General features: G+C 60.8%; 8 protein-coding genes. 7 read left to right on the top strand and 1 reads right to left on the bottom strand.

The genetic code is table 11. The features are described from left to right. Nucleotides 1-74: 74 nt before the first annotated feature. Nucleotides 75-977: a helix-turn-helix transcriptional regulator gene (locus BCM02_RS01035; protein ID WP_187433946.1), complete on the bottom strand. Its 903-nt coding sequence runs from the start codon at nt 975-977 to the stop codon at nt 75-77. 178 nt (nt 978-1,155) lie between these two features. On the opposite strand from BCM02_RS01035, the gene BCM02_RS01040 reads away from it, so the two are divergent. The 7 genes from BCM02_RS01040 to BCM02_RS01070 all read left to right on the top strand — a co-directional run bounded on the left by BCM02_RS01040 (nt 1,156) and on the right by BCM02_RS01070 (nt 12,214). Beyond that, nucleotides 1,156-1,938, top strand: coding sequence for an SDR family NAD(P)-dependent oxidoreductase (locus tag BCM02_RS01040; protein WP_148927201.1), 783 nt, complete (start codon nt 1,156-1,158; stop codon nt 1,936-1,938). Nucleotides 1,939-1,973: 35 nt separating this feature from the next. Then, the gene (locus BCM02_RS01045) at nt 1,974-3,071 is read left to right on the top strand and encodes a mandelate racemase/muconate lactonizing enzyme family protein (protein WP_148927202.1); all 1,098 of its coding nucleotides are present in this window, start codon (nt 1,974-1,976) and stop codon (nt 3,069-3,071) included. Nucleotides 3,072-3,073: 2 nt separating this feature from the next. Further along, nucleotides 3,074-5,392 (top strand): glycoside hydrolase family 95 protein, encoded by a 2,319-nt coding sequence (locus BCM02_RS01050; protein ID WP_148927203.1) that lies wholly within the window; start codon nt 3,074-3,076, stop codon nt 5,390-5,392. 657 nt (nt 5,393-6,049) lie between these two features. Then, nucleotides 6,050-8,335 (top strand): helix-turn-helix domain-containing protein, encoded by a 2,286-nt coding sequence (locus BCM02_RS01055; protein WP_246183134.1) that lies wholly within the window; start codon nt 6,050-6,052, stop codon nt 8,333-8,335. Nucleotides 8,336-8,389: 54 nt separating this feature from the next. Next, on the top strand, nt 8,390-10,117 hold the full coding sequence (locus tag BCM02_RS01060) for a type 2 periplasmic-binding domain-containing protein (RefSeq protein WP_148927204.1): 1,728 nt from the start codon (nt 8,390-8,392) through the stop codon (nt 10,115-10,117). A gap of 226 nt (nt 10,118-10,343) precedes the next feature. Beyond that, nucleotides 10,344-11,297 (top strand): ABC transporter permease, encoded by a 954-nt coding sequence (locus BCM02_RS01065; RefSeq protein ID WP_425466146.1) that lies wholly within the window; start codon nt 10,344-10,346, stop codon nt 11,295-11,297. A 17-nt stretch (nt 11,298-11,314) separates the two neighbouring features. Further along, complete coding sequence (locus tag BCM02_RS01070; RefSeq protein ID WP_148927205.1) at nt 11,315-12,214, top strand: carbohydrate ABC transporter permease; 900 nt, start codon at nt 11,315-11,317, stop codon at nt 12,212-12,214. Nucleotides 12,215-12,238: the final 24 nt, after the last annotated feature.

Raw genomic sequence — 12,238 nt, forward strand, 5'->3', positions numbered from 1 at the left:
TAGCCGGTTGATCCGCCGATTGAATAATGACTCGAATAATAGCCCGTCCGCGCCTTCGTGGCGGGACGGGCTATTCACTTCGCATGGCGAATTTCTCGCGCCTGTGCGTTCAAGGCGAGACCCGCGCGCGGATTCAACCGGTATTGCTTCGGACTGATGCCGTAATAAGCCGTGAAATGCCGGGTGAACGGATGAATCGACGGATAACCGAGCTTCTCCGAGACGGCCGTGATGCTGAGCTCGCTCTCTTGGATGAGGTTGACGGCCCGCCGCATGATCAGCCGGTGCTGGTAAGCTTTCGGCGTCATGCCGGTCTCGCGGAGAAACAGCTCGTGGAAGTGGGTCCGCTTCAATCCGCACTGCCGCCACCACTCCTTCACCGGCTCCCGCCGCTCGGGCATAAGCTCCAAGCTACGGATCAGCCGCACGATGCGATAATCGCGGGGGACCTTCGCATGGAAGGCGTTATGCCAGCTGAGCAGCCAGGCGTAGAAGAGGCTGTTGACCGTCTCCGTCCGGTAATCCGACATCTCGTTGTACTGGCGGACGATATGCAGGAACGCTTCGTAGAGATGCGGATACGGCTGGAGGGAGAAGACGCCGGGCAGCGCGTCCGCTTCAGGGCAAGCATGCATAGCGGATAGCTCGGGCAGGGAAAACGGGTTCGGCGCGTAAATAAACGTCCGATGCCGGGAGACGGGCGTCTTGGCGTCCCACAGATCGCAGTACAAGTTATGCGATGCGAGCGGATGCGCGGGCGAAATATGAAAAGCGTGCGGCTGGCCGGGACGGAGAAACACGAGCGTTCGTTTCTCGATCGGATAACGGACGCCTTCGATCTCCATCTCGCCTGGACCGTCCGTGAACAGATGGAACGCATATACGCTGCAGACGCGCAAGCCTTCATTGGAGCTGCCGTCGTATAGATAGGGCATGGAATCGCCGACGTGCGGCTTCAGCATGGCTAATGTTCTCACGTAAGACTCCCCCGTTCGGAAGTATGTCATTACCGGATGAATCGTCAACTTTTTGGATGCGCTACCAAATACGATGCGTTATTGATCATGATACGATAGGCCCGTGCATAATGGAAGCGTCGGGTTGATAACTGGCCTGTATCTTATGCAAGCGCCGTAAGCGAATGGGGGAGAACCCGTGTTATTTAAGGATCATGTCGTCATAGTGACGGGCGCCGGTTCCGGCATCGGAGAATCGTGCGCGCGGCGGTTCGCGTCCGAAGGCGCCTGCGTCGTCATCGCGGAACTGCGGGAGACGGAAGGCGAACAAGCCGCCGATCGGATCAATCGGCAATTCGGCGGCAGGAGCGGCGGCGTGCCGGCAGCCCTCTTCGTCCGCTGCGACGTGTCGCATGAAGCGGAGATCGCGCGACTGATGGAGCGCACGCTATTAACGTTCGGCCGCTTGGACGTGCTCGTGAACAATGCGGCCGTTATTATGCCTCATCCGATCGAACGAATCGATGAAGAAGGGCTCGACCTGGTGTTGGACGTGAACGTGAAAGGCGCGTTTCTGCTCATCAAACACGCGGCCGAGCCGCTTAAGCGTTCAAAAGGTTCAATCGTGAACATAGCCTCGCTCGGCGGACTGACGGGGCAGAAGAACAACCCGGCCTATACGGCGTCGAAGGGCGCGGTGATCGCGTTGACGAAGTCGCTCGCGCTGGATTTCGCCCAAGGCGGCGTGCGGGTGAACTGCGTCTGTCCCGCCGGCGTTCGCACGCCGCTGCTTGAGGCTTGGACGGCTCGACAGGACGATCCCGCGCGTACGGCGCGCGAGCTTGGCGAGATGCATCCGCTCGGCCGGCTGGCGGAGCCGGACGAGATCGCCTCGGCGGTGCTGTTCTTGGCTGGCCGGCAAGCGTCTTTCATCACGGGCGCGGCGCTCCCGGTCGATGGCGGCGCTTCGCTCGGTTACTAATTGGGTTCGCTATTTTCGGTTAAGGAGTCCATACGATGAAAATTACGAAAGTGGAATCATTCGTGCTGCACGTGCCGATCACCCCGCCGATCACGGACGCCATCAACGCGGCGACGCACTGGGGACTAACCGGCGTGAAGGTGTATACCGACGAAGGGTTCGTCGGCTGCGGGTACACCGGTACTTGCGCGCATGGCGACGACCTCATCGCCGCTACCATCGACCGCTATTACGCGCCGGAGCTGATCGGCAAGGATCCGTTCATGGTCAAAGAGCTGTGGGATGCGATGCGCTACGGTAAAATGCATTGGGTCGGCCGCGCCGGCATCGCGCATATGGCGCTGGCGGCCGTCGACATCGCGCTGTGGGACATCATGGCGAAGGCGGCGAACAAGCCGCTGTGGCAATATCTCGGCGGTCACAAGAGCAAGGGCATCCGCGCCTACAACACGAACGGCGGCTGGCTGAATTGGCCGAAGGAACGACTGCTGAAGGATGTCGCCGAGATCGTCGAGCAGGGCTTCGCGGGCGTGAAGATCAAGGTGGGCAAGCCGGACCCTCGCGAGGATTACGATCGCGTCAAGGCGGTGCGGGAGACGATCGGGGAACAGCCGATTCTCATGATCGACGTCAACCAGCAGTGGAATATCAATACGGCCATGACCTGGGGCAAGCGGTTGGAGGAATTCGACCTGTTCTGGCTGGAAGAGCCGCTCAATCCGGATGATATCGCCGGTCATAAGAAGCTCGCCGACGCGTTGAACGTCCCGATCGCCTTGGGCGAGCATGTCTATACGAAATACGCGTTCCGCGATTATATGCAGCAAGGCGCCGTCGAATATTGCCAGGCGGACGTCACGCGCGTCGCCGGTATAACGGAATGGCTGCAGGTCGCAGGCTTGGCCGCGGCGTACGATATCCCGCTTTGCCCGCACGTAGGCGATATGGGGCAGATCCATCAGCATTTGGCCGCTGCGACGCCCGGCGCGATCATGCTGGAGTATATCCCGTGGATCCGGCATATTTTCGAGGAACCGGCCACCGTGATCAGCGGCATGTACAGGCTGCCGGAGCGTCCGGGCGCTTCGACGGATATCGTGCCGCGCTATTATGATGAATATCGGGTGAGATGACAATGATCAATTATGGCATGCGACTAACATATAACAAAGCGGCGGCGGACTGGAAGCAAGGGCTGCCGATCGGCAACGGACGGATCGGCGCGGTCGTTATCGGCGGCGAGCAGGAAGAAACCTGGTGCCTGACGGAAGCGACGTATTGGTCCGGCAAGGAAGAGCGTACGGAGACGAACTCGCGCGGTAGGGCGGATCTCGATCGGTTGCGGGGATTGTTCTTTCAGGGCGATTACGCGCAGGGCGAGGCGCTCGCGGAGCAGCTGCTCCAGGCGGAGAAGCGAAACTTCGGCACGCATCTGTCGATGTGCGATATCCGTATCGCGCACGAAACTGGCGGCGGCCGCGTGAAGCGGGAGCTGGATCTAGAGGAAGCGGTCTATCGGGCATCCGTCGAGCATGCGGATGCACGTCGCGCCGGCGAAGTGTTCGCGAGCCATCCGGACGACGTGATCGCGGCGCGCATCGGCGGCGATAAGCCGGGCGGCGTCTCGTTCGCGATTCGGCTATCGGGCAGGACGGATCGGTTCGAGGCGGTCGCCGAGGGCGAAGGGGTCATTCGCTTCCGCGGGCAGGCGGTGGAGACGATGCACAGCGACGGCACGTGCGGCGTACGCTGCGCGGGCGCGGTCAAGCTTGTCGCCAGCGGCGGGACGATCAAGCCGGACGGAGACGCGCTTACGGTGAGCGGCGCGGATTCGGTCTGGATCTATGTCGGCGTGGCAACGGATTACGGACGTCTGGACGATGGCTGGCAGGACGAAGCGTTAACTGCGGTGTCGAAAGCGTCGACCAAAGGATACGACCGGCTTCTCGACGATCATAGACGGGAATACCGCTCGCTATACGCGAGAGTGGAGGCGGATTTCGGACGGTCGGAGAGGGAGGTGCTGCCGACCGACGAGCGTATTCGCCTGCTTGGCACCGGCGGGGACGATCCGCAGCTGTTCGCGCTCTTCCTCCAATACGGCCGGTATTTGACGATCGCCGGCTCGCGTTCGGACTCGCCGCTGCCGCTGCATTTGCAAGGCTTATGGAACGACGGGGAAGCGAACCGGATGGCGTGGAGCTGCGACTATCACCTCGACATTAACACGCAGATGAATTACTACCCGACGGAGGCGGCGAACCTGGCGGAATGTCACGGACCGCTCATGAAATACGTCGCGAAACTGGCGGAGGCGGGGCGCGCGTCGGCCGCCGACTTCTATGGCTGCGAGGGCTGGACCGCGCACGTGTTCTCGAACGCGTGGGGCTTCACCGCCCCTGGCTGGCACTATTCGTGGGGGCTGAACGTAACCGGCGGATTATGGCTTGCGATGCATCTTCGCATGCATTACGAATACGGCCGCGACGAAGCGTTCCTGCGGGAGCAGGCTTATCCGGTGCTGAAAGAAGCGGCTCGCTTTTTCAATGATTACATGGTAGTACATCCGGAGAAAGGCTGGCTCGTGACGGGACCGTCCAATTCCCCGGAGAACAGTTTCTACGTGCGGGGCGGCGAACGGAACAGCCACGCGCTGTCGATGGGGCCGACGATGGACCAGTCGCTCGTGCGCGAGCTGTTCGGATTCTGCCTGGCGTCGGCGGAGAAGCTCGGCGACGATCCGGATTTCCGCAGGCGGCTGGAAGAGGCGATCGCGCTGCTCCCGCCGCTGCAGATCGGAACGGACGGCAAGCTGCAGGAGTGGCTGGAAGATTACGAGGAAGCCCAGCCGGATCACCGCCATCTGGCGCATCTCTATGGCCTCTATCCCGGCGGGGAAATCACGCCGCACGGCACGCCCGAATTAAGCGAAGCGTCACGGCGAACGCTGTTGACCCGCAAGCGCGAGGATGGTTTCGAGGACGTGGAGTTCACGTTGGCGCTGTTCGCGGCCAGCTACGCTCGTCTGCATGACGGCGAACGGGCTTATGAGAACGTCGCGTACTTGATCAGCGACCTGTGCTTCGATAATCTGCTCACCTATTCCAAGGCGGGCATCGCCGGCGCGGAGACGAACATCTTCGTCGCCGACGGCAACTTCGGCGGCGCCGCCGCGCTCATCGAGATGCTCCTGCAAAGCCATGCCGGCGAGATCCATCTCCTGCCGGCGCTGCCAGCCGCCTGGCCAACCGGCCGCATCACCGGGCTCAAAGCCCAAGGCAACGCCCAAGTGGACATTCACTGGCAGGACGGCAGTCTCGCCGAAGCGACGATCCTGACCATGTCGCCGCTGCATATGCGGCTGCGTTACCGCGATCGCGTCATCCCGCTCCGTCTGAAAGCGGGCGAAAGCCTGCACATCCGAGGGTGCGAGCTCATCGCGCAGCACCAATAACACGGAGAGACAACTACAGGAAACTGTGGTTGTCTTTTGCGCGTAAAGCGGCTATCGAGGCGGAAGCAATATCATAGTATTCGCTTGCGAACAAACCAATAGAATAGTAGGGAAGGGCAAGTACTAACGCGGTTCGAGTGTTCGGAAGGGCACCGCTACGAAGTAAGCTTTGTCCAACGGACAAAAGCGTGCCCAACTCGAAAACATCCGCCAACCACTACCCCGCGAGACGGCACGAAAGCGGGTGTCCAGAGGGCGGCAACCTCAGCGGTTTCCGAAGGAAAGCGCACTTCGGAAGCATACGCTATGGAGTCCCCTCGGCGGAGGGTAATGCTGTCAGGTTAAGGGAAAACGTCCACTGAAGTCACCTGTGGCCTATAGTTGACAGGCTTGTGTACTAGGACTGAGCTTCTACAACCACTGAAGCTTTGTCCGCAAGGACAAAAGCGTGCCAGCTCGAAGCAATCCGCCAATCGCGAACAAAGGTGCAGGCACGAAAAGGGAGTCCAGAGGGCGAAGCCCTTTGGTTCCCCTCGGCGGAGGGGGAAGGGGGAGGGTGAACAAGCACGAAGCCGGGTGTCCAGAGGGCAGCGCCCTCGGAGCCCCCTCGGCGGAGGGGGTGGGGGGATCGACTATCTTTAAGGAGCGTGGACAGCAGTGTCCAACCAGTCCTCGATTTTTCGCAGTTTTTTGATCTCCTACATCATCATCCTGATCATTCCGAGTCTGGCCGGCTACATGTCGTACCGGACGTCGATCGCGGTCACGCAATCCGTCTCCATCGAGAACAGCCTGACGCTGCTGCAGAAGAGCCAGCAAATGCTCGAGCGGCGCATGGCCGAGGTCGAAGGCTTCACGCGCCAGCTCGCGCTGAACCAGGACTTGTACGTGCTCATGAACGAGAAGACGGACCCGGGCGAAGGGAATGTCTACGGCATTTGGAAGATCATGAAGGAAGTGATGGTGTACGGGCAGACGAACGATTTTCTCCAAAATTATTACATTTATCTGCGCAACGCCAACGTCGTGCTCACGCCGGGATCGGCGTACTTCCGGCCGGAACATTACTACGAGAAATCCCATTACCGGGACATGTCGCTGCAGGAGTGGCAGTCGAGCATACTCGGACGGACGCACAGCCGGGAAATTCTGCCGCTGACGCCGTACGTGGGCGGCGGCGCGGAGACGGCGGTCCTCACGTTCGCGCAATCGCTGCCGCTCGACAGCTTCGGAGACGAGGCGCCGGCGACGGTCGTCGTCCTCATCGACCAGAAGACGATCGGCGAGCTGCTCGCCGGCGTGAAGGAGCGATATGGCGGGTGGACATACGTCAGCGATGCGGAGGGGCGCGCGATCAGCGCGCTCGGGACGGACGAGCGGGCGATGACGGCGATGAACGGCGACGCGAATTTTCGCCCGAACAAGCAAAATCAATGGTATGGGGACGACCTGGTCATCACGATGCGATCGGATACCACCGGTTGGGTGTATCAAGCCGGAATCCCGCGGGCGGCGCTCATGCAGAACGCGAACCGGATCAAATACATCTCGTGGTCCGTCACCGGCGCCGCGCTCGTCGTCGGTCTCGTCGTCGGATGGATGCTCTCTCGCCGCAACAGCGCGCCGATTAACCGGCTGCTCGGCCTCATGCGGGAGCAGTCGGGCAAGCCGGAGCCGGCGGGTCAGAACGCTTACGATTTCCTGCAGGGCAACATCGCCAGCATGCTGACGAACAACCGTTGGCTCGAGACGGAGCTGGGCCGCCAGCAGCCGCTGATCCGGGACGCGTTCCTGAAGCGGTTGCTCGCCGGCGATTTCCAGACGCGAGAGGAGCTTCAGGCGGCAGCCGACCAAGCGAATATGGGAATGGCGCCGGACCGCGGATATGTGGGAATATTGCGCATACGGGGTTATGCGGGCGTGAAGACGGTCGAGATTCTGAACGAGCTGAGCGCCGCGCGTCTCCTGCTCAAGCAGCAGCTGCTCGAAGCGGGCATGCCGTTGCACATGACCGATTCCGGCGCGGACGGGGTCGTGCTGATCGCGGAAGCCGACGGCGCGGAGGAAGGGAGAGCCAAGCTGGATTCGGTGCTTGCCGAGCTCGCCGACGCGTTGTTCCATGATTATAAAATGACGATCGGGGGCGCATTCGGCGATTTTTTCGCGACGGAGACGGAAGTGAGCCGGGCGTTCGAGCAAGCGAAGGAAGCGCTCGCCTTCGCCGATTACGCGCAGCGCAAAGGCTTCTGCTGGCATGACGAAATGAGCAAGGAGAGCACGGCCTACTATTATCCGCTCGAGACCGAGCTCCGGTTGATCGGCGCGCTCCGCGCGGGCGAAGAAGGGGAGGCGCTCCGAATTCTCGAAGCGGTGATCGCGCACAACGCGGACAACCGCAAGCTGTCGCCCGAGATGGCGATCCAGCTTGTCGTGGAGTTGCGGGGCACGTTGCTCAAGCTGCTGGACCACAAAGCGTTCGCCGATTCGCCAATGTTCGAAACCGCGCGCGAACGGATCCTCGCCCTGCAGCTGCAAGGCTCTCTCGCGCAGGTCGAAGCCGAGGCGGCGGACCTCATGCGCATGCTCGGCGCGATCGTCGCGGGCAAGAAGCAGGATATGCACAACAAGACGGTGGAGGGGATTAAGCAGTTCATCGCGTCGCATTATTCGGATGCGGATCTGACGCTGTACCGGATCGCCGAGCAGGCGGAGCGGCCGGAGAAATCGGTCTCGTCGCTCTTCAAGGAGGTGACGGGCACGAATTTGTCCGATTATCTCGAGCAGGTGCGCATCGACCGCGCGGCGGCGATGTTGAAGGAGACGGCGGCGACGGTCGACGACATCGCCCTGCAAGTCGGCTACAACAGCTCGCATTCGTTCCGGCGGGCGTTCAAGCGGGTGCTCGGCGTATCGCCAAGCTTGTACCGGCAGTCGTTGGAATGACGGTTCGACACGATGAAGCCTGTACGGCAAACGAAGCAGAAGGAGGACGCCCGCATGCAAAATAAAACACTTCGTCCGCTAGTGACGCTTATAGCCCTGCTGTTGCTGGCCTCCTGCGCGAGAACACCCGCCGAGCCGCCGTCATCCGAAGCAGCGCAGCCGATTCCGATTCGCGTCTACGCGCTTGAAGGCGACGGTCAGCATATGGAGACGAGCGCATATACCGCGTACGTAGAGCGAAAGTACAACGTGGATCTCCGCTGGGACGTCCATCCGTACGAGGAAGCCAAAGCCAGCCGCCAACTGTCGGTTGCCAGCGGCACCTACCCGGACGCTTACATCTTAACGGCGTACATCGATCAATTTTCCAAGGAGGAGACGCTGCGCTACGGCAAACAAGGACTGTTCCTGCCGCTGAACGCGCTGATCGACAAGCATGCGCCGAACATCAAGGCGGCCTTCGAGCAGAACGCCGTGCTCCGTCAGCTCAATACGGCGCCGGACGGCAATATTTACGGATTGGTCAGTTACAGCGACTGCTACCACTGCTCGTATCCGAACAAAATGTGGCTGAATGCCGAGTGGCTCGACAAGCTCGGCTTGGAGATGCCGCGCACGACGGACGACTTCAAGCAGGTGCTGCAAGCGTTCAAGACGCGCGATCCGAACGGCAACGGGAAGATGGACGAAATCCCGCTCAGCGGATCGATCGAGGATTTCGGGGTGCGGGTGATTCCATACTTGATGAACGGGTTTATCTACGACGACGACCGAATGTACGTAAGGCTGAACGACGGTCGGGTAGAGGCGGTGGCGAACAAGCCGGAGTGGCGGGAAGGCTTGCGTTATATACGTTCCTTGTACGAAGAGGGTCTGATCGATCCGGGGGCCTTCGCCCAGAGCACCGACGCTTACCGCCGTCTCGGCGACAACCGCGGCGAGGTGATATTGGGCGCCGGCGCGGCCATGCACCCGGAAATTTTCGCGGGCGGCGCGGGGAGCAGCGGCAGAGCGCGGCTCTACGCGCCGGTCCCTCCGCTCGCCGGACCTTATGCGCGATACGCGGTGCACGACGAAGGCGGTATCGTGCCCGGCGCTAAATTCGCGATTACGAGCAAGGCGTCGCCCGAAGCGCAAGTCGCGCTCATCAAGATGGTGGACGCCATCTATACGCCGGAGGGGCAAATACGGGCCGAATCCGGGGAGGAAGGGATCGCGTGGAGGCGGCCGGTTTCGGGCGAGAAGGCGCTCGCCGAGGGAGCGGAGCCCCGTTTCGCGTTCCTCGCGCCGCAGCCGGGCGACCCGCCGAACAATTCGGGCTGGATCGGCACCGGGCACTTCTACATGCCGAAGGCGTACCGGAATAGTTGGGTGCAGGGCGACGACATCTATGCCGCGAACGGGTACGAGAGACGCTTGCAGCAGGCAACTCGTTTATATGAGGGGAATGAGCCGAAAGAGCTGTTTCCGTCGTGGTTCGTCTGGATCGAACCGGAGGATGGCGGACGCGGCGGCGCGCTGCAGACGAATATCCGGCGCTATATCGAGGAGAACGCGCTGCGGTTCATCACCGGCGAACGAAGTTTGGACAAGGATTGGGACGCTTACCTGGAGGAGCTAAACCGGATCGGCTTACCCGCCTATGAAGCGCTGCTGCAGAAGGGGTACGACGCGTATCACGACAACCGAATCAATGGAGGAAAAGGACCCTTGACCGAGGGTCCTTTTTGCATCCGAAGCATGCCAAAGTTTGCCGGAGCATGCCTATTCCCAACCGTCTAGCGCATAGAGGCCGGACTGCGCGGTAGCTATGGCCGCAACCGCTCGATCCGGCGAAAAATGGCCGTACGGCGCGCGATTGTTCGCTCCATAAACGGCCATCTGTACGTCGAAATCCGGAATTGTACCTATCGAAGAGCGGTACGCGGCCCCTATGATCGGTGTTGTGGAAGCGTTATCATGCAGCGCTCCCGACAGCCGAATGGGAGGGATTGCTCTGAAAGCAGAGATCGCAGCGGTGAAGCCTCCGGAGGCCGTTCGAGCCGGGCGCGGACCGTCGGCCGCCGCCTTGCGGAGTTTGAGGAAACATTGGCAGCTCTACCTGATCGTCGTGCCGCCGATTTTGTTTTTCCTCGTTTTTAAGTATTACCCGATGCTGAACGCGGTGCTCGCGTTCAAAGATTACAACGTGACCAAGGGGATCTGGGGTAGCCCGTGGGTCGGATTCCGGCACTTTCGCCTGTTCTTCGAGAACCCGATCTTCTGGACGCTGATCAAGAACACGGTCGTCTTGAGCGGCTATCTGCTGCTGGCGGGCTTCCCGATTCCGATTCTGCTCGCGCTCATGCTCAACGAGGTGCGCGCCGGCAGATTCAAACGGTTCGTCCAGCTCGTCACTTTCGCGCCGTATTTCATCTCGACCGTCGTCATGGTGTCCATCATCATGCTGTTCCTCGCGCCGCGATTGGGCTTCGCGAACGTCGCGCTGAACTATTTCGGCTTGGAGTCGATCAACTTCCTCGGCGAGCCGGGCATGTTCCGCTCGATCTACGTCTGGTCGGATATTTGGCAGACGGCCGGCTATACGGCGGTCATCTATCTGGCGGCGCTTGCCGGAATCGATCCGACGTTGTATGAGGCGGCAAAGGTGGACGGCGCGTCGCGATGGCAGAAGATTTTTCACGTGGACCTGCCGGGCCTTCTGCCGACGATCGTCATCGTGCTCATTCTGAACGTAGGCAACGTGATGGCGATCGGCTTCGAGAAGGTATACCTGCTGCAAAACCCGCTGAACCTGGTCAATTCGGAAATCATCTCGACCTACGTCTACAGCATCGGCCTCTTGAACGCCAATTACAGCTTCGCGACCGCGGTCGGCTTGTTCAACTCGGTCATCAATCTGATTCTGCTCGTGGCAGTCAATAGCTTGGCGAAAAAGCTCGCCAACAACAGTCTGTGGTAGAAGGAGCGTACACGACAATGGCCTCAACGACCCAAAGGGCGATAAGGGAATCGACGGGCGACCGCCTCTTCCTGTTCGCCGTGTATTCGATACTCACGCTCGTGCTGATCGTCGTGCTGTACCCGCTCGTGTACATTCTCAGCAGCTCGGTCAGCTCGCCCGAAGCGGTCACCTCCGGCAAAGTGTGGCTGTGGCCGGTGGACATCTCGTTCGACGGGTTCCGGACGCTGCTCGATACGCCCCGGATTCTGACCGGCTACGGCAATTCGCTGTTCTACACGGCGGCGGGCACGCTGATCAGCGTCGCGCTCACCGTCATGCTCGCGTATCCGCTCTCGCGCCGCACGTTCTTCGGCCGGGGCGGGCTCATGATGCTCGTGACGTTCACGATGATTTTCGGCGGCGGCCTTATTCCGACCTATATGGTCGTGAAGGAACTCCATATGATCGATACCCGGTGGGCGCTGCTCATTCCGAACGCGATCTGGGTATGGCAGGTCATCATCGCCCGCTCGTTCTTCCAAACCTCGATTCCCGAGGAGTTGATCGAGGCGAGCGAGATCGACGGCTGCAGCGATCTTCGGTTCCTGCGCAGCGTCGTGCTGCCGCTGTCGAAGCCGATTCTCGCCGTGCTCGTGCTCATGTACGCGGTCGGCCAGTGGAACTCGTATTTCGACGCCTTGATCTATCTCAAGACCGCCGACCTGTTCCCGCTGCAGCTCGTGCTGCGCAGCATCATCATCCAGAACAACAGCTCGGGTCTGATGGACGCGATGAAAATGGTCGAGCGCCAGCAGCTCGCCGAGCTGCTGAAATACGCGCTCATCGTCGTCGCCACGCTGCCGGTGCTCGTCATCTATCCGTTCGTGCAGCGCTACTTCGTGCAGGGCATGCTGGTCGGTTCGGTCAAAGGTTAACGAAGCGGATCGGGACGTCTTGAA

Origin of the sequence: Paenibacillus methanolicus (assembly GCF_008124765.1) — a bacterium.
GTDB lineage: Bacteria > Bacillota > Bacilli > Paenibacillales > Paenibacillaceae > Paenibacillus_Z > Paenibacillus_Z methanolicus.